This window comes from Bacillus sp. ISL-57, assembly GCF_018613135.1.
GTDB classification, from domain to species: domain Bacteria; phylum Bacillota; class Bacilli; order Bacillales; family DSM-1321; genus Peribacillus; species Peribacillus frigoritolerans.
This window is the reverse complement of the sequence record NZ_JAGGQV010000008.1, coordinates 277,781-297,214: the sequence shown is the minus strand read 5'-3', so window position 1 is coordinate 297,214 and position 19,434 is coordinate 277,781. Positions and strand designations below refer to the sequence as shown.

Here is a 19,434-nt window from a genome sequence, read left to right as displayed (position 1 = left end):
CGAAGTTTATAGGTTCAAAAATGTTAACGATAACATTATACCTATTAAGAAAGCGGTGAAAATGATGAAAATTTTTATGGGATCAGACTTTTTACTAACAAATGAAACGGCCGTTCATATTTATCAAAATTATGCAAAGGATATGCCGATTATTGATTATCATTGCCATCTAAGCCCCAAAGAAATTTATGAAAATAAGACATTCAAAAATATTACTGAAGCATGGTTATATGGGGACCATTATAAATGGCGGGTAATGCGGGCAAATGGTATCCCGGAGTATTACATTACGGGGCAGGCTGATGATTATGATAAATTTGTAGCATGGGCGAAAACGGTTCCGATGACAATTGGAAATCCGCTATATAATTGGACACACTTGGAATTGCAACGCTTTTTCGATGTATATGATATTTTAAATGAAGATACGGCTTCTAGCATCTGGGAAAAAGTCAATAATTTATTAAATGGCGGAGGTTTTGGCGCAAGGGATTTAATCTCGAAATCGAATGTAAAAGTGATCTGTACGACGGATGATCCAGTCGACTCTCTTAAATACCACAAGCTGTTGAGGGAAGATCATGATTTTAATGTAAGCGTTTTACCGAGCTTCCGTCCAGATAAGGCTTTAGAAATTAATCGTAATGGTTATCTCGAGTGGGTGAGTAATCTGGAGCAGGCAGCAGATCAAAAAATCGCAGATTACGATGGTTTCCTTAAGGCCTTGGAGTCAAGAATCCACTACTTTCATTCAATTGGAGGCAGGGTATCTGATCATGCTTTGGATGTAATGGTCTATGAAGAAGCAACTAAAGAAGAGATTGCTGATATATTTACAAAAAGAATGCAAGGTGTCGCAGTCTCTCAATCAGATGAGAAAAAATACAAAACATATACACTGAATTTCCTTGGCGGCATGTATGCCAAATTAGGTTGGACGATGCAATTTCATATAAATGCCCTGCGCAATAATAATTCAAAAATGTATAATCGGCTAGGACCGGACACCGGTTATGATTCAATGAATGATGATGGAATAGCAAAGCCACTTGTGAAAATATTGGATGCAATGGACAAAGAAGATGCTCTACCGAAGACGATTCTATATTCTTTAAATCCAAATGATAATCATGTCATAGCCAGCATTATTAATAGTTTTCAAGATGGAAAGCAACCAGGGAAAATTCAGTTTGGAACCGCATGGTGGTTCAATGACAATAAGGATGGCATGCTAGAACAAATGAAAGCACTAGCGAATGTAGGACTCTTTAGCAGATTTCTTGGTATGCTGACGGATTCAAGAAGCTTTCTCTCCTATACAAGGCATGAGTACTTCAGAAGGCTAGTGTGCCAACTAGTAGGAGAATGGGTGGAAAATGGAGAGGTTCCAAATGATATGGATTTAATAGGAAATATTGTGCAAGGGATTTCATATTATAATGCAAAAAATTACTTTGGATTTGATATTAAAGAATAAATATAGCTCTCTATTCCCCCTTCCCCATAGGTAGAATAGAGAGTTCCATTTATAGGTAGTTTAACGTCGGAACAAAATGTAGATTATCAGGAGGATAATATGAATACAGCCCTTGCTCCAGAAAAAGATCCGATAGAAGTGAAAAACGAGAAATTGAGTTTGAAAGAGAAGATATCTTATGGCTTCGGCGATTTTGGAAACGGTTTCATGTTCGATCTCGGTCAACTCTACCTGCTTAAATTTCTTACCGATATTGCTGGTATACCTGCAGCGGCGGCAGGTACAATTTTTTTAGTCAGTAAGCTTTTTGCTGCCATTATGGATCCGATCGTTGGCTCTTCAATAGATTATCGCAAGAACATTGGAAAGCGAGGTAAGTTCAAACCATACTTAATTATTGGAAGTTTAATATTAGCTATATTCACTGTGCTACTGTTTATTTCACCTGAGATATCAAATACAGGTAAGCTTATATATGCTTATGCTTTATATATGGTTTGGGGCATTGCTTATTCCTTTACCAATATTCCTTACGGTTCACTTGGGGCTGCAATGACACAAAATGCCGAAGACCGGACTTCCCTTGCCACTTTCAGGCAAATAGGTTCATTGGGAGCTTTGCTGATCACTAGCGTCATTGTTATGCCATTGATCGTGAAGTTTGAGAATCCTAAAGTGGGTTACCCGGTTGTAATGGGAATCATGTGCATTGTCGGAATCATTGGTTTCTATATTTGTTATCGAAATACTAAAGAAAGAGTTATGGTTAAAAAGTCTCCAAGGGAAAAATTATCTTTTAAATCTATTGTCAAAACATTTGTAATGAATAAGCCCTTATTAACACTGGTATTGATGACGATTTTTTCAATCTCAGCCTATAATATCAAGTCAGCATTATTAATCTATTTTGCACAATATAATTTAGGTAACGTAACCCTGGTGGCCAATATGAGTTTTGTCATTATTGGTTCCTCTTTCATAGGGGTTATCCTCATGCCTAAACTTGTCAAGAAATTCGGAAAAAAGCATACGGCGATGCTGGGGTTCGCTATTTGCATTGCCGCCGATTTAATTAATTTCCTTATTCCTACCAATATCTATTCATTCACAATTTTATCTGCGATTGCTTTCATCGGGATAAGTATTCCAAATGGCATAACTTGGGCACTTGTTTCCGATATCATTGATTATGGAGAGTGGGTCTCAGGGGAGCGCAAAGAAGCAACTACATATTCACTATTCAATTTTTCAAGGAAATTGGCTCAGTCTTTAGCCGGCTTTCTTTCAGGACTAGGACTGAGTTTAATAGGTTATGTACCCAATGTGGCTCAAACAGCAGGGACCCTGCTTGGGATCAAGGGTTTACTGACCCTTTACCCTGCAGTTGCGCTGACAATAGCCATGCTGATAATTGGAATGATGTATAAATTAACAGATGATAAACATGCAGAAATCATTAGAAAACTTGAAACCAGGTAATGGGGATATATAATGAAAGGTATAGTTTTGGCAAAACACTTTGCAGATTTCATCCCTTATTGACTCATGGATTTTCTATTAGGGGGATTGTAATCTGGAATTGCCTGATAAACATGGTATGCTAGTAGAAAGTATACTTTGTGATTTTAAAGGATGAGTGGAATGGTGACGATAAAAGATATTGCTAAGATAGCGAATGTATCTCATACAACAGTATCAAGGGCCTTGAATAATAGTCCTTTGATTAAAGAGGATACAAGGAAGAAAATACTGGATCTAGCCTCTCAGCTAAATTATACCCCTAATTATAATGCTAAAAGCTTGGTAATGAAGAAATCACACACGATCGGATTGTTTTTTACAAGCATCTCAAATGGTACATCACCCAGCTTCTTTACAGATACAATAAAGGGAGTCAATAGTGTCATTAATGAGGATTTCAATTTATTTGTACGCGGTATAGATGATTATGAGGATTTTTCAGCTATTAATAGTGGCAGGTTCGATGGCATTATTTTGATGAGCCAAAGTGATGTAGATAATGTTTTTATTTATTATGTATTGGAAAAAAAGATACCTCTTGTCGTGTTAAATAGGCAAGTTGATGAAAAGAAACTGATTAATATTTTATCAAATGATTCAGAGGGATCCTATCAAGCGATTGAACATTTGATTCAAAATGGTCATCAGAATATTGCGATTATCGAAGGTAAAGAAGGATTTAAATCAACTAAAAAGCGGAAAGATGGCTTTATAAAGGCGTTGATTGATTACAAAATCGAAATCAAAAGTGAATATGCTGTCAAAGGGAATTATGATATGCATAGTGGGTACCAGGCTATGGAAAAACTGCTTGCCGTTAAGACGATGCCGACTGCAGTCTTCTGTTCCAATGACGATATGGCCATAGGGGCGATGAATGCTGTTTTTGCCAATGGTTTCAAGGTTCCAGATGATATATCCATTATAGGGTTTGATGATATAGGATTTGCCCAATATACAACGCCGCGGTTAACAACGGTAAAAAGACCGATTGAGCAGATAAGTATAAAGGGGGCAGAGAATTTATTATCCCTAATTGAAAACCCCGGGAAAAACGGGAAGCGGATTTTTGTGAATACAGAATTAATGATGCGGGATTCTGTGAAAAAATTGAAGTGAAAAAAACATGCCCATTTATTTGAATATACATAATAAATGGGCAGTAAAATGATTCTCCTTTTTTTTAAAACAGAATGTTCACGTGTGCAATTGTCGAGGAGGAATAGAGGATGGAAAAAATAAGTAAGAAAATATGTGGTGAGCATCCCGTATACCAGGAAAAAATCCTTCAATTTGGAGAGGGTAATTTCTTAAGGGCATTTGTTGATTGGCAAATTGATGTACTGAATAAAAAAACGGACTTCAATGGCAGTGTAGTGGTTGTCCAGCCAAGAGGTTCTGAAAAAATTGAGCGTTTGAACGAACAAGATGGATTATTCACTTTATATTTGCAAGGAATGAAAGAGGGAAAAGCTGTTAATGAGCATATGATTGTCAATTCGATAAGCAGAGGCATCGATCTAGTTAAGGACTATGATAAATATGTGGATTTAGCAGGTAGTGAAGAGCTAAGATTTATTATTTCAAATGCCACGGAGGCAGGAATTTACTTAGAGGCGACTGACAGATTGGAAGACCGTCCTCAAAAAAGTTTTCCGGGTAAATTAACAGCCTTTTTATTTCACCGCTTCAAAGCATTTAAGGGGGATTATCAAAAAGGCTGCATTATAATCCCGTGTGAATTAATAGAAGAAAATGGAGCTAAGCTTAGAGACATTGTTCTCCAGCTTGCTAGTAGTTGGAATCTCGGGAAAGCGTTTATCGAGTGGATTCTCCACGCCAATACATTCTGCAACAGTTTAGTTGATCGAATCGTACCAGGTTTTCCAAAAGATAGGGTAGATGAAATCACAGAAGAGTTAGGGTATCAAGATGATTTATTAGTGGTAGGCGAACTATACCATCAGTGGGTTATCGAGGGTCCTCAGTGGATCAAAAAGGAATTCCCAATCGATCAAGTGGGCCTAAATACTTTTTTTGTCGATGACTTAACTCCATATCGCGTACAGAAAGTGCGTATTCTGAATGGTGTCCATACAGCGATGACCCCTGTTGCCTATTTAGCAGGGGTGGGAACAGTGGCAGAGGCGATGGAAGATGAGACCACTGGACAATTTATAAAGGAATTGACTTTTGAAGAAATCATCCCGACCCTTGACATGCCGACTGAAGAATTGAGAGCCTTTGCAAATGATGTTCTTAACCGTTTTAAAAACCCTTATATTAAACATTATTTATTGAGCATTAGCCTGAATTCCCTATCAAAATTTAAAACAAGGAATATCCCGGCATTACTTGATTATATGGAAAAGAAACAAGAGTTGCCCCGAAGAATGGTTTTTTCCTTGAGTGCTTTACTCATTTTTTATAAAGGGAAAAGGGGAGAAGAAATGATTCCACTTGAGGATGATCCAAGTGTCCTTGAATTATTTAAGGCGTCGTGGAAATCGGTGGCTGAGGGTACCACGAAAATCGAGGAGCTTGTCGAGACGATTCTCGGTAACCAAGATATTTGGGGGATGGATTTGAATGGAGTAAGCGGACTTACGAAATTGGTGGCAGAATATGTACATCAAATGGAAGACTTAGGTATTAAACCCTCGTTGGAAGCAATGATGAGGGAGCAATCCGTAAAATAGGGAGGGCCTTTATCATGAAAGATATTTTTCAAATACATGAAAATGACAATATAGCACTAGCCTTAAGAAAATTATCAAAAGATGAACGCCTCATTGTCAATGGAACAGAATTAGTGATACAGGAAGATGTTGAACGAGGACATAAAGTGGCATTAAAGAATCTTCTAAAAGATGATCAAGTAATGAAGTACGGTTTTCCAATTGGTCATGTATTGCAAGAGGTGGAAATTGGAGAGTGGGTCCATACGCATAATACAGTAACCAATTTATCAGGTACTCAGGAATATAGCTATGAACGGAAGCTTACGGAAAATCCTTACCATGATGAAAATTTAACATTTAAAGGATATAAAAGGGAAAATGGATCCGTTGGAATCAGAAATGAGCTCTGGATTGTTCCCACAGTAGGATGTGTTAATGGCATTGCCGAGAAAATCATCAAAAGGTTCGAAAAAGAGGTAGGTAATATTACTCCTTTTGATAATATGCTTGTCTTTAAACACAATTATGGCTGCTCACAATTAGGGGATGACCATGAAAATACAAAGCAAATTCTATTGAATGCAGTGAACCATCCAAATGCGTCAGGCGTTCTCGTACTTGGGCTGGGATGTGAAAATAATGAAATGGTCCAATTCAAAAAAGATCTGGGAAATGTGGATGAAAACCGAATTAAATTTCTTGTATCACAAGACGTTACGGACGAAATTGAGGCTGGAGTAAAGTTAATTAAAGAAATCCATGCTTATGTTCAGGGTGATAAAAGGGAAGACGTTCCATTATCGGAATTGAAAATAGGCTTAAAATGCGGGGGGTCTGATGGATTCTCAGGAATAACGGCTAACCCCCTTTTAGGCAGGTTTTCAGATTTCCTGATAGCACAAGGTGGAACGACCGTCTTAACTGAAGTACCTGAAATGTTCGGTGCGGAAACCATCTTAATGGAACGAGCAAACAACGAGGAGGTCTTCCATAAAATTGTTGCCGTAATCAATGATTTTAAAGAGTACTTTCTAAAGTTCGACCAGCCAGTCTATGAAAATCCTTCCCCTGGAAATAAAAAAGGGGGCATTACAACGCTTGAAGATAAATCGTTGGGGTGCACGCAAAAGTCCGGATCATCTCCAGTTGTCGATGTATTAAAGTATGGGGAAGTACTGAAAACGAAGGGCTTAAACCTATTGAATGCTCCAGGGAATGACTTGATTGCTTCTTCAGCACTCGCTGCCACTGGCTGTCATATGGTATTATTCACCACGGGACGAGGAACACCATTCGGGACATTCGTTCCGACGATGAAGGTATCTACTAATACATCAATCTATCATTCCAAACCGCATTGGATTGATTTTAATGCAGGTATCTTACTGGATGATGACATGTCCTCTGAAGCCATTTTACGGAAATTCATTAATTATACCATTCAAATAGCTAATGGTGAATTTGTAAACAATGAGAAAAATGACTTTAGGGAACTTGCCATTTTTAAAACAGGTGTTACCCTTTAGTTAGAAAACGCCATGTCGTTTTTATAAAATATGGTTAAATGGATATAAGGTGATAATGAATGGATGCGGGCAAGTAGTGCCCCGCATTTTTTTTATTGTAGCAGGTGTCATTATTAATAGTTTCTAACTGGATTTTTTTAACTGAACGGTTTCGGTAAGAAATAAAGGGAATACTGATACTAAGGACGTCATTGGTGCAGAGGTAATGGAATTGATAAATTAAATGGGTAATATTTTTATATCCTTTTCACAGGAATTGGGCTATTATGAGGTGGATTTAAATTGGTGTGATCGTTATCTGTTATTGAGAGAAACTCATGCAGAAAGTGATGGAGAGGATAAAATGGATGATCGTTTACCATACAATGAAATTATAGATGTATGTTTACTTGCGGGAAAAATCATGCTTCAGAACGGAGCGGAAACATCAAGGGTGGAAGATACGATGGTTAGAATCGCTGCAGCGTTTGGGTGCGGTGAATCACACAGTTTTTCGACGCCTACTGGAATTATTTTTTCGCTGGATGGCATGCACCCAGCGTCAAAATTGATCCGAGTTTCCCAACGATCTACAGATTTACATAAGGTGACGCAGGTTAATAGTATATCCCGAAGCATTTCCAGCAAGGAAATGACACCGGAGGAAGCATATTTACGGTTAAAACAAATCGAAAAGGCCGGGATGGGGTATCCAATGTGGGTGCAGGTCTTTGCTGCATTTATAGCGAGCGGCTGCTTTTTAATCATGTTCCAAGGACAGTGGAGTGATTTCATCTGGTCCTGTGTAGCTGGAGCAATGGGATTCTCATGCCTGCTTTATTTGCACTGGTTACTGGAAGTCCGTTTTTTTGCTGAATTCATCGCCTCTTTAGTCGTAGGATTAGTAGCTATGTTTTTTGTCCAGATTGGAGTAGGGAGTCATTTGGACACGATAATCATCGGAGCGGTGATGCCGCTTGTGCCAGGGCTGTTAATAACAAATGCAGCCAGGGATTTAATTGCAGGGCATTTGGTTTCGGGTCTATCCAAGGGTGCGGATGCAGGATTGACTGCTTTAGCCATTGGGGCAGGGATATCGGCCGCGTTTGTTTTCTTATGATTTTAGGGGGGGAAGAATGATGATTGCACAGCTTATTACAAGTTTCATTGCCTCAGCCGCCTTTGGAGTCATCTTCAATGTACCAAAAAATTCATTGTTTCAATGTGGTTTCGTAGGGATGTTGGGGTGGATCTTATACTTTGCTCTGGTTGAAAATGAGATAAACAGCATCATTGCAACATTAGCGTCTGCATTTATCGTTGCGGTCATCAGCCAGTATTTTGCTAAAAGGTATAAAACGCCGATCACGATTTTCAATGTATCGGGAATCATCCCCCTCGTGCCTGGAGGTTTGTCGTATGATGCGATGAAGCACTTTGTCGGAAATGATTTTTATGTCGCCGTTCAGCTTGCAGCCAAGGTTTTCATGCTTGCTGGTGCCATTGCGATGGGACTTATCTTTGCAGAAGTCATGAACCAGTTAGTAACTAAGTACAATAGAAGGAAGGTAAGATTGAGAAGTTAGCGGGAATTTTCCTGATGAATAGGTTCTGAATAAAGAGAAAGGAGAGCAGGGCGAAGCCTGCTCTCCTTTCTCTTTTTAATATTTTAAAATAATAATGAATCTAGTCTATATAGGATCTTTCATCCCAGTATTGGCAGTAACCAAAATTTCGTCGAATTTTTTGGCATCAGCTTTCTTGCTTGACAGAAGTGTTCCGGCGATGGCTGCGATAAAACCAATCGGGATGGAGATGATGCCTGGGTTGGCAAGTGGGAATAATGGTTCCCCAACGAATATTGCCGCTCCCTCCACCGGAGACCAGACATTGGGACTTAGGAATACAAGCAATAAAGAACTGACCAGTCCAACTAACATGCCAGTGACAGCCCCAGTCGTGTTAAAACGTTTCCAGAATACTGTGAAGACAATGATGGGCAGATTGGCACTGGCAGCGACGGCAAAGGCGAGTGAAACAAGGAAGGCGACATTCATGTTTTGGGCAAATAAGGCCAGGATGATGGAAAGGATGGATACTCCGATGGATGCCCAACGAGCAGCAACGACTTGTTCTTTGTCGGTGGCTTGACCTTTCCGGATGATGTGGCCATAGAAGTCATGGGCAAAAGCAGATGCTGCCGATAGAACGAGACCTGCCACAACCGCTAAAATGGTAGCGAAAGCAACTGCAGAGACAAACGCGAATAGGAAGTCGCCCCCAATGGCTTCGGCAAGCAGCGGAGCAGCCATATTGCCGGCAGCATTCGCGGCTATGATCTTGTCGTAACCGACAAAGGCTGCCGCTCCGAAGCCGAGGAAAATGGTCATTATATAAAAGATGCCAATGATCCATGTGGCATATACCACGGACTTTCGGGCTGTGATGGCGTCTTTCACGGTAAAGAAACGGATGAGAATGTGAGGCAGTCCAGCCGTACCGAGTACAAGCGCTAAGTTAAGGGATAAAGTATCCAAAGGATCCTTGAATTTGTTACCGGGGTTAAGGAAATCCCCGCCCAAAGGGGTGGCTGTTTTCATCTGCCTGAACATCTCGATCACGCTAAAGTCGAATTTCGCCAAAACGATGATGGATATGATGAATGTACCAGCCATCAATAAAACGGCTTTAACGATTTGGACCCAACTGGTGGCCGTCATACCGCCGAATACGACGTATACGGTCATTAAAATACCTACAATGATGACGGAGTAAAGATAATCAATTCCAAGTAAGAGTTTTATAAGTGCACCTGCACCGACTAATTGGGCGATCATATAAAAGGTTGAAATCGAAATGGTGTTAAGGGCAGCAACCCCGCGTACTTTCTTTTCATTGAAACGGGCAGCAATCATGTCCGCCAATGTATACTTGCCAAGGTTACGAAGCGGTTCGGCCACGATATAAAGAACGACCAGATACGCAACCAGAAAACCTATGCTATAGAAAAAACCATCAAATCCAGAGAGTGCGACCATGCCGGCTATTCCCAAAAATGAGGCGGCGGACATATAATCTCCCGCAATGGCCCAGCCATTCTGCCAGCCAGTGAGGCTGCTGTCCGCCGTATAAAAGTCCGCGGTCGTTTTGGTGCGCCGTGAAGCAAAATAGGTAATGACCAATGTTAGTCCGACAATGATAAGAAATAATATAAAAGCAAGAATATTCATTGTGAATTCACCTTTTATCCTTTCGCTTCTTTAACGATTTTTTCTACTAATTGGTCAAATGTCGCAGCTTTTCTGGAATAGATGATGCATAATGTCCAGGTCATGATAAATTGGGCGAAGGCAAAAATCCAGGCCCAGCTGATTGCCCCGAAGGCAATTGAGTTAAGAACTTTAGAATAGGAAGTTAGTATGGGTAGGGTGAAATAAAAGACCATGAAAAAGATGGATAGCGGGACGATGAAATTGCGTTTTTTCCTTAAGAGTTCTTGAAAAGATTGTGATTGGACGATCTTGGTGTAGTCCGTGGAAGCGCTTACCTCGGTTTCTTTAGCGATTGAATCGTTTGATGCCAAGTTGGTTCCCCCTTCATCATTATTGATTTGGTTTTCATTACCAATTTCTGATAACAGTATCAGTATATATTTTTCAGAATATATTGTAAATTTAAATGCTGAAATTAAAGTTTTTTTCGTTCGACATCGTTTTTTCTTTTTACGCACAAGCAAAACCATTAAGGAAAAGTTAAGTTTCTTTCACGATACTGGTTTCAACGAAGGAAATCTGAAAGGAGAAAAGTGATGAAAAAGTTGATAACGATAGGTACGGTTTTAGTGCTGGCGATTGGGGGAAGCGTTTGGTTTTTCATGAAGGACCATGCTAAGCCTGTCATTGCGAAATCGGTGACGGCTACAGTTGAAAAGGGAGATCTTGAAGTGCAAATAAGCGGTTCCGGATCGGTCGCCGCAATCAATAGTGAAGACATTACATCTTCGGTAACGGGTGAAGTGGACGAAGTCCTTGTAGAGAAGAATGAATTGGTTGAGAAAGGTGATGAACTAATTACCTTCGCGGATGGTAGTGATCCGATAACAGCTCCATTCGATGGTACCGTTACAACAATGGATGTTGAAGAAGGGGACCGTGTATCAAACAGTGAAGTGTTGGCACATGTTACGGATTATAAAAAATTGAAAACCACGATCAGTGTTGATGAATTGGATGTTCCAAGTGTTAAAAAAGGACAAACGGTTGAAATTAAAGCCAGTGCTTTTGAAGATGAAACGTTTACGGGGGAGGTAACCAGTGTAGCAAAGGAAGGTACATATGAGAATGGGGTTTCTTCATTCGATGTCACTATCAAAATTGACAAACCCGGCGATATAAAAATTGGGATGTCGACTGAGGTGAGCATTTTGACGAATCGTGTAAAAGATGCACTATATGTTCCGATTGAAGCAGTCCAAATCGACGGGGAAGAGAAATATGTGAATATACAACAATCCGGTACAACTGAAGGAGCTGCCAGTACAAAGAAAGTGGTTGAGACTGGAATCAGCAACGATAGGTATATTGAAATAACTTCAGGGCTTGAAGAGGGACAGTTTGTTTCCTTGCCTATCACTATCAATGAAAGCTCCACTGGCAGCGGCGGCGAAGGAATGAGGGGAGACCAAGGAGGCGAGATAAGAATGCAGAGCGGCAGCGGAATGCCAAACGGTGGCGGAATGCCGAGTGGAAAGGGAGGTCAGTAAAATGGCGAAACCCATCATCAAAATTAAGAACATGTCTAAATCTTATGAATTAGGCGGTGAAACGGTCAAGGCACTTCAGGATGTCTGTCTTACAATCGATAAAGGCGATTTCATTTCGATCATCGGTCCTTCTGGGTCAGGGAAATCGACGTTCATGAATATGATTGGCTGCCTTGACAAGCCTGACATAGGTGAATATCTTCTTGATGGTAAAGAAGTGGAAAAGATGAAGGATAATGAGTTAGCTGCCATTCGTAATATTAAAATAGGATTTATCTTTCAAAATTTCAACCTGTTGGCAAAACTGACAGCGTTGGAGAATGTCGAACTTCCCCTGGTTTATAGAGGGGCAGGCGTGAAGGAAAGAAGAGAAGTGGCCAATGCGTGCCTTGATATGGTGGGCCTTGGTGACCGGAAGAATCATCTGCCGACCCAACTGTCGGGTGGACAGCAGCAAAGAGTTGCGATTGCAAGGGCACTTGCCGGTAATCCCCCCGTTTTATTGGCGGATGAGCCGACGGGGGCGCTTGATAGTAAAATGAGTAAAGAAGTGCTGCAGATGCTGAAAGAATTGAACGGAAAGGGACAAACAATCATTCTTATAACTCATGACTTGGAAGTGGCAAAAGAAGCGACTCGTGTCGTCCGGATACAGGATGGGCAGCTATTTGAAAACGGAGGTGATTGGATTGAACCTGAACGAATCAATGAAGATGGCTATACGCAGTATCAAAACCAATAAAGTCAGAGCATTTTTAACCATGCTTGGGATCATAATTGGAGTTGCCTCCGTAATCGTCCTGGTTTCGATTGGGCAGGGTTCCTCACAGTCCGTTCAGGATGAGATCAATAGCTTGGGAACGAACCTGATAACGGTAAGTGTCACGGATACCGACTCCGTGGAGCTGACGGATGATACAATTGAACAGTTTAAAGAGCTGAGCGGGATATCGGAAGTGGCGCCTGTTGTCACTGGACGCGTGTATGCCAAGAACGGAGAAGCTGCGTCACAGGTTTTGATGACCGGTGCAACTTCATCCTACTTATCAGTCAGGGATCTAGAGCTCAGTCAAGGCCGGTTTTTGACGGATATGGAAACGGAATTACGCTCCAAGGTCGTTGTCCTGGGATCGAATACAGCCACCACGCTTTTTGAAAATCAAAAAGCCGTGGACCAGAACGTGCTGATCGGCGGTGTTTCCTATCGCGTGATCGGTGTCCTGAAATCGGTAGGCACCTCAATGGGATCGAGCGGGGATGATGTCATCATTGCACCGATCACCACTGCCGAAAGGGCTACAGGCAGCACGACAATCGGAACCGTCTATTTAAAAGCGGAGAACGAGAATATCATGGATAGGGCAATGTACCAGGTACAAGGTGCGATGACCACATCATTCCCGGAACAGAGTGATAACTATTCGGTTTCCAATCAAGAAGATCTGATGGATACAATGAGCTCTGTATCAGATACGTTCACACTCATGCTTGGCGGTATTGCCAGTATTTCGTTACTGGTAGGCGGAATCGGGATCATGAATATCATGTTGGTTTCCGTCTCGGAGAGGACAAAGGAAATCGGGATTAGAAAAGCAATTGGGGCAAATCGGAAATCGATTCTTCTTCAGTTTTTAATTGAAGCGATGGTCCTGAGCTGCTTCGGGGGACTGTTGGGAGTTGGAATTGGCTTGGGAATCGCAAAATTGATTTCGGTTTTTACAAGTTTAACGATTAGTTATTCATGGTCGGTGACATTGTTTGCCTTCTTATTCTCCATTTTAATCGGGATAATGTTTGGTGTATTTCCTGCCAATAAGGCATCCAAATTAAATCCAATCCAGGCACTGCGTCACGAATGAACATACCATTTTGAAAGAAAGCAGGCATTAAAAGCCCGCTTTCTTTTGCATATGAAAAAGGATAAAATCAACATATATCACAATTGAGGCGGTTGGGAGGTATCCTGAATGAAGGTTTTGGTGGTAGAAGATAATGTTTCATTATTAGAGTCGATCCGACAGATTCTGACGGAAGAATATGAAGTCGATACAGCGGATAATGGGGAAGATGGGCTATTCATGGCCCAACAAAGCATTTACGATATCATCATTTTGGATGTAATGCTTCCGGGAATCGATGGATTTGAAATCGTACGGAAAATCAGGGAAGCAAAAATAGATACAAGTGTCTTGTTTTTGACGGCAAAAGATGCACTTGAGGATCGTGTCAGAGGGTTGGAAATGGGTGGCGATGATTATTTAGTCAAGCCGTTTCAGGCACCGGAACTTAAGGCCAGGATTCGTGCCCTGCTTCGAAGGAGTGGCATTATTTCGCTAGAACAGCATGTGAAATACCGTAATATTGAATTGTTGGAAAAAGAAAAGGATATTTTGGTCGATGGAAAGGTCATTAAAATGACCTTGAAACAGTATGAATTACTGGAATACCTGATTCAAAATAATGGGAAAATATTGACCCGTGAGCAGATTTTCGACCGTATTTGGGGGTTTGATTCAGATACGACCATTGCCATTGTGGAAGTGTTCATCCATCACCTTAGAAAAAAATTGGAACCTTTCAATTATCATAAAGATATTCAAACCGTTCGGGGTATTGGTTATATGCTAAAACAACCATAAGGGGATCATTATGTTCCAAAAAACAAGGCTTCAACTAACAATATTGAATTCTATCGTCTTTATTGTCTTAATAGCCATATTAAGCAGAACGATTTATTTCTATACGGAAGACCAGATCTATAGGGATGTCAATGATTCACTTATAAAGGATTACCGGGATTTCAATAATGGCGGCATGCCAGGCGGTCGTCCGCAAGGTGAGTTTCTCTTAGGACCGGGGCCAAGCGTCATTGTTTGGGGGCCGGATGATACGATCATTGAGCCAAGACTGAGTGTAGATAATTTTTTTAAGGTCAATGAACAAAAATTTTTCCCTAAAACTTTTGATGACATTGAAGAAATTTCAGTGAATGGATACACATATCGGGCCCTTTCCACCCAGGTCGATACGGGGTATGGACAGATGGCCGTACAATTCATCAGGAATGTGGATACAGAAAAGGAAATGCTCGATCGCTTGCTGCTCATATTGTTTGTTGGTGGAGGAATTGGAAGTCTAGTGGCGGTGGGCGCTGGCTATCTTCTGGCAGGACGGGCCTTGATCCCGGTCAAGAAATCCTGGGAGCAGCAACAGCAGTTTGTCTCGGATGCTTCGCATGAAATTCGAACGCCGCTTGCAGTCATTCAATCGCGGGCTGATTTGCTATTTCAATCGCCTAACGCGACAATCGAGGAAAAAGCCGTTGATATATCCATCATTTCGAAAGAAGTCCGCCGGTTGAATAAGCTTGTTAACGGACTTTTAACTTTGACCAGAACGGATTCGAATCAAATGGAGGTTAAGAAATCGAACTTTTTCCTTGATGACTTACTTATGGATATCGTGGAACAGTATACGGATATAGCTTCTTTTCAAGAGAAATCAATCATTAGTCATGCTCCCGAACAGGTAGTGTTTCATGGGGATAAAGAGAGAATTCACCAGCTGTTGGTGATATTGGTGGATAATGCCATGAAATTCACCGAGGAAGGCGGGGAAATTTCCTTATCCTGCATCAAGAATGCTTCATCCATCATTCTTACTGTAGAAGATAATGGAATAGGCATTCCGCAGGAAGAACTCCCGTTGATTTTTAACCGTTTTTACCAAGTGGAGCAATCCCGTTCGGCAAATGAAGGCACTGGATTAGGTCTATCCATAGCCCAATGGATTGTAAACACACATCAAGGGACCATCAAGGTTACAAGTGAGCAGAATGAACGGACCCGTTTTGAAATCACTTTTCCGAGAAATCAAAGGAAAAATTAGCTGCCATCCAATACGAAAAAGACTCTTACTTTCTTCCTTGCTGCTTAAGGGAAAATTAAGGGTCTTTTTAGATAATCCTCTTATAAATATATTTATTTTCGGAGGAGAATCATTGATGAATAGACTTGGTAAGTTAAATTTTTTAATTGGAATATTGGCTTCGGTCCTCTTAATGGCCCAAGCAGTCATCGGGATCATGATGTATGTGGATGGCAACGGCAATGAAACCATGAATCGACAGGCGGTGATGGGCCAGCCTGCCGACCGCAACACAACAGAATCGGCTAATGGCAGTACGGCGACCGATGATTCATCGACGGATACGGCAACTAATGAAACGCAGGGAACTCCACAAGGGGGGCCTAATGGTTCCGGGACTCCAGGAGAAATGCCAAGCGGCGGCAGCTTCCCAGGCAGAGACTCTTTTGCAGGTAAATTCATCGACTTTTATAAAGGGGCGGGTGGCTTGGCCGCATCCATCATCATCTTTGTAATTGGAGTCGCTGGATTAGCGACAACGGTGATATCCAGAACAGCTGCCTGAATAGTCGATATTACTTGAGGCAAGAGAAGGCTCCTTTCGAAGGGGAGCCTTCTTTTTTAATTCGCGAAACCCATTATTGTCACTAATTGTTATTTTAAAAAGTGAAATAATAATTGCACTTAAAAAAATATTAGTTTAATATAGACTTCTGGAGAGGTACGTACATGTATTTTGGATGAAAGAGAAAACGTTTGCATAAATTATTTGAGGGTATCCTACTATTAATGCACGAACATTAAATTCACCCTTAGTGGAGGCAGAATATATGAAATTTCTGATTGCAATTTTAGGACTGCTTATTGTTTTTGGACTAGCTATCTTAGTCAGCAGTGACCGGAAGAAAGTTAAAATAAAACCGATCATCCTCATGGTGGTCATTCAGCTTGTTTTAACTTATTTATTATTAAACACGAAGTTTGGCTTAGTGATCATCAATTCAATTGCCGATGGCTTCGGAAAACTTTTGGAATGGGCAAATGAAGGGATCACCTTTGTATTTGGCGGGATTGTAAACGAAGGGGCATCGCCCTTCTTTTTAAATGTCCTTCTTCCTATCGTATTCATATCAGCATTAATCGGGATTTTACAGCACTTCAAGATCCTTCCGTTCATCATGAAGTGGATTGGATTCGTTCTAAGTAAAGTGAATGGGATGGGTAAATTGGAATCTTACAATGCGGTTGCATCAGCAATAGTAGGCCAATCCGAAGTTTTCATAACCTTGAAAAAACAACTCGGTGCCATTCCGCCATCTCGCATGTATACGCTTTGTGCATCAGCCATGTCAACTGTATCAATGTCGATCGTCGGTGCTTATATGACTATGATTGAACCAAAGTACGTTGTGACGGCCATTGTTATTAACATGTTTGGTGGATTTATCATCGCATCCATTATCAATCCTTATACCGTAACGGATGAAGAGGATATTCTCCCTGTTGAAGTAGGGGCAGAGAAGCAGTCTTTCTTCGAAATGCTCGGGGAATATATCATGGATGGGTTCAAGGTTGCCATCACTGTAGCAGCGATGTTAATTGGTTTCGTTGCTTTAATCGCTGGGATCAACAGTGTATTCGACATGATCTTCGGCATCAGCTTCCAAGACATCATGGGGTATATCTTTGCACCTTTTGCCTTTATCATGGGGATACCGATTTCAGAAACCGTGACTGCTGGCGGAATCATGGCGACGAAACTGGTAACCAATGAATTCGTTGCCATGCTAAGCTTAGGGGAAGCATCAGCTGCTTTGAGCGAAAGGACGATAGGGATCGTTTCGGTTTTCCTGGTTTCCTTCGCCAATTTCTCATCAATTGGAATCATTGCCGGTGCAGTCAAAGGACTTCATGAAAAACAGGGTAATGTTGTAGCCCGTTTCGGCTTGAAGCTGCTATATGGTGCGACTCTTGTCAGCATCCTATCAGCGATCATTGTAAGTGTGATACTTTAAATAATGGATCTAACACAAAAGGGCACTTGGGTTCACTCCTAAGTGCCTCTTTATTTTTTTCGAAAGGGAAGAATTTTTGCATTTGAAGGTGTTTTGCTTGCTGGTATATAATACATAAAATGACAGGAGTGAAAGGGGAGTTTTAGGATGACGATGGATGGAAAAGAAACAGCCATCTTTGCAGGAGGCTGCTTTTGGTGCATGGTTGCTCCCTTTGATGAAATGGACGGTATCATTTCAGTGACATCAGGTTATACAGGCGGTAAATTTGCTACTCCTAGTTATAAACAAGTGATTACCGGTGCGACTGATCATGTTGAAGCGGTTCAAGTGGTATTCAATCCATCAATCATTTCCTATAAAACGTTATTAGAGATATTCTGGCGCCAAATCGATCCTACGGATGACGAGGGACAGTTCTCGGATAGGGGAATGCAATACAAGGCAGCCATTTTCTATCTTAATGAACGTCAGAAACAGGAAGCAGAACAATCGAAGGAAGATTTAATGATGAGCGGGCGGTTTAAGAAACCTATTGTTACGGGTATTCTACCCTCGGGGCAATTTTACGCCGCTGAAGAGTATCATCAAGAATTCTATCGGAAAAACCAATTTCGCTATGCATTGTATCGTAAAGGCTCAGGCCGGGATGCTTTCATTAAAGAAAATTGGCCTAAGGATAATGCACACCTTAGAAAGACCTTAACGGAGAGTCAGTTTCATGTCACCCAGGAAAATGGCACGGAGCCGCCTTTCGATAATGCCTATTGGGATCACTTTGGAGAAGGCATTTATGTGGATGTCGTTTCCGGGGAGCCCCTATTCAGTTCGCGGGATAAATATGATAGCGGTTGTGGGTGGCCAAGCTTCACGAAGCCCATCATGTCGGCAAGTGTCAATGAAAAAATGGATCTCAGCCACCGAATGACCAGGACCGAGGTGCGCAGCAGAGATGCCGATTCACACCTTGGACATGTTTTTCCCGATGGTCCAAGTCCTAAAGGCACGAGATATTGCATAAATTCCGCGGCCCTTCGATTCATCCCCAGAAATGAAATGGAGAAAGCGGGATATGGAGATTTGTTAATACTATTCAAAATGAAATAACTAGGAAGATAGGAGAAAATTTATATCGATATATCCTTGATAACTCGTCGAAGATTACGGAAAACTGGCTGGCTTTAAGGGAAAAGCAGTCTTGGTCCATCTATTCAATGGATTCTAATGAGGAAATCGAAAAGCTGCTTAGGGAACAGAATACATGGACCATCAAGACAGTCACAAGTGCTTAACTTGAAGATAAAACTGCTTTTATTGAAACGATGGAGCAGTGGGCCACACTTGTCGCGAAGAGCAGGGTTGAATCGGACACCCCATTTACGAAGTGTTGGAAGCGCTTAATAAGGATACGATGGTTGCCAAACAGATCTATCAATTGATAAGTACCCTGAACCTGTTAGGCATTCAATCAACCATTTCCGGGATTCGTACTGAGGTGGCCCAGACATCGATAGGTCTTGATTTTAGTCAGGTTTCGACACATAGTACTCTTAAACAGAAGGGATCAAGCTATACGAGAAAAAATGCTATAAGGGTGCAGTAAATG

18 protein-coding genes are annotated in these 19,434 nt (G+C 41.2%); 16 read left to right on the top strand and 2 right to left on the bottom strand.

Going from position 1 to position 19,434, the window contains the following annotated elements; genetic code table 11:
* The first annotated feature begins 64 nt into the window (after positions 1–64).
* The 7 genes from uxaC to J7I90_RS14565 all read left to right on the top strand — a co-directional run bounded on the left by uxaC (position 65) and on the right by J7I90_RS14565 (position 8,770).
* Positions 65–1,477: a glucuronate isomerase gene (uxaC, locus tag J7I90_RS14595; protein ID WP_214772641.1), complete on the top strand. Its 1,413-nt coding sequence runs from the start codon at positions 65–67 to the stop codon at positions 1,475–1,477.
* A 99-nt stretch (positions 1,478–1,576) separates the two neighbouring features.
* Positions 1,577–2,956: an MFS transporter gene (locus tag J7I90_RS14590; protein ID WP_214772531.1), complete on the top strand. Its 1,380-nt coding sequence runs from the start codon at positions 1,577–1,579 to the stop codon at positions 2,954–2,956.
* A gap of 162 nt (positions 2,957–3,118) precedes the next feature.
* On the top strand, positions 3,119–4,117 hold the full coding sequence (locus tag J7I90_RS14585) for a LacI family DNA-binding transcriptional regulator (protein ID WP_214772529.1): 999 nt from the start codon (positions 3,119–3,121) through the stop codon (positions 4,115–4,117).
* A 110-nt stretch (positions 4,118–4,227) separates the two neighbouring features.
* Positions 4,228–5,697 (top strand): tagaturonate reductase, encoded by a 1,470-nt coding sequence (locus tag J7I90_RS14580; protein WP_214772528.1) that lies wholly within the window; start codon positions 4,228–4,230, stop codon positions 5,695–5,697.
* Positions 5,698–5,711: 14 nt separating this feature from the next.
* Complete coding sequence (locus J7I90_RS14575) at positions 5,712–7,205, top strand: UxaA family hydrolase (protein ID WP_214772525.1); 1,494 nt, start codon at positions 5,712–5,714, stop codon at positions 7,203–7,205.
* Positions 7,206–7,548: 343 nt separating this feature from the next.
* Complete coding sequence (locus tag J7I90_RS14570; protein WP_214772640.1) at positions 7,549–8,304, top strand: threonine/serine exporter family protein; 756 nt, start codon at positions 7,549–7,551, stop codon at positions 8,302–8,304.
* A 16-nt stretch (positions 8,305–8,320) separates the two neighbouring features.
* Positions 8,321–8,770 (top strand): threonine/serine exporter family protein, encoded by a 450-nt coding sequence (locus J7I90_RS14565; protein ID WP_170956501.1) that lies wholly within the window; start codon positions 8,321–8,323, stop codon positions 8,768–8,770.
* Positions 8,771–8,875: 105 nt separating this feature from the next.
* Here J7I90_RS14565 and J7I90_RS14560 read toward each other — a convergent pair whose 3' ends face one another.
* Both J7I90_RS14560 and J7I90_RS14555 read right to left on the bottom strand, forming a co-directional pair.
* A complete protein-coding gene (locus J7I90_RS14560) occupies positions 8,876–10,414 on the bottom strand; it encodes a solute symporter family protein (protein WP_034316065.1) in 1,539 nt (512 codons plus the stop codon).
* A gap of 14 nt (positions 10,415–10,428) precedes the next feature.
* On the bottom strand, positions 10,429–10,767 hold the full coding sequence (locus tag J7I90_RS14555; RefSeq protein WP_251025291.1) for a DUF485 domain-containing protein: 339 nt from the start codon (positions 10,765–10,767) through the stop codon (positions 10,429–10,431).
* Between the two features lie 225 nt (positions 10,768–10,992).
* Between J7I90_RS14555 and J7I90_RS14550 the strand changes: the two genes are divergently transcribed.
* From J7I90_RS14550 to J7I90_RS27970, 9 genes are all read left to right on the top strand, one after another.
* Complete coding sequence (locus J7I90_RS14550) at positions 10,993–11,946, top strand: efflux RND transporter periplasmic adaptor subunit (protein ID WP_214772521.1); 954 nt, start codon at positions 10,993–10,995, stop codon at positions 11,944–11,946.
* Between the two features lies 1 nt (position 11,947).
* Positions 11,948–12,688, top strand: coding sequence for an ABC transporter ATP-binding protein (locus tag J7I90_RS14545; protein ID WP_251025290.1), 741 nt, complete (start codon positions 11,948–11,950; stop codon positions 12,686–12,688).
* The gene (locus J7I90_RS14540) at positions 12,615–13,805 is read left to right on the top strand and encodes an ABC transporter permease (protein ID WP_311315220.1); all 1,191 of its coding nucleotides are present in this window, start codon (positions 12,615–12,617) and stop codon (positions 13,803–13,805) included. The genes J7I90_RS14545 and J7I90_RS14540 overlap by 74 nt, the downstream gene beginning before the upstream one ends.
* Positions 13,806–13,913: 108 nt before the next feature.
* On the top strand, positions 13,914–14,585 hold the full coding sequence (locus J7I90_RS14535) for a response regulator transcription factor (RefSeq protein ID WP_214772519.1): 672 nt from the start codon (positions 13,914–13,916) through the stop codon (positions 14,583–14,585).
* Positions 14,586–14,595: 10 nt separating this feature from the next.
* A complete protein-coding gene (locus tag J7I90_RS14530; protein WP_214772517.1) occupies positions 14,596–15,834 on the top strand; it encodes a sensor histidine kinase in 1,239 nt (412 codons plus the stop codon).
* A gap of 115 nt (positions 15,835–15,949) precedes the next feature.
* On the top strand, positions 15,950–16,378 hold the full coding sequence (locus J7I90_RS14525; RefSeq protein WP_214772515.1) for a hypothetical protein: 429 nt from the start codon (positions 15,950–15,952) through the stop codon (positions 16,376–16,378).
* 265 nt (positions 16,379–16,643) lie between these two features.
* Positions 16,644–17,828: a NupC/NupG family nucleoside CNT transporter gene (locus tag J7I90_RS14520; RefSeq protein WP_214772513.1), complete on the top strand. Its 1,185-nt coding sequence runs from the start codon at positions 16,644–16,646 to the stop codon at positions 17,826–17,828.
* A 147-nt stretch (positions 17,829–17,975) separates the two neighbouring features.
* Positions 17,976–18,935 carry a peptide-methionine (R)-S-oxide reductase MsrB gene (gene msrB, locus J7I90_RS14515; protein ID WP_214772511.1) on the top strand — a complete coding sequence of 320 codons (960 nt, stop codon included), beginning with the start codon at positions 17,976–17,978 and terminating at the stop codon, positions 18,933–18,935.
* Positions 18,936–19,212: 277 nt separating this feature from the next.
* On the top strand, positions 19,213–19,431 hold the full coding sequence (locus J7I90_RS27970) for an STAS domain-containing protein (protein ID WP_311381008.1): 219 nt from the start codon (positions 19,213–19,215) through the stop codon (positions 19,429–19,431).
* Positions 19,432–19,434: the final 3 nt, after the last annotated feature.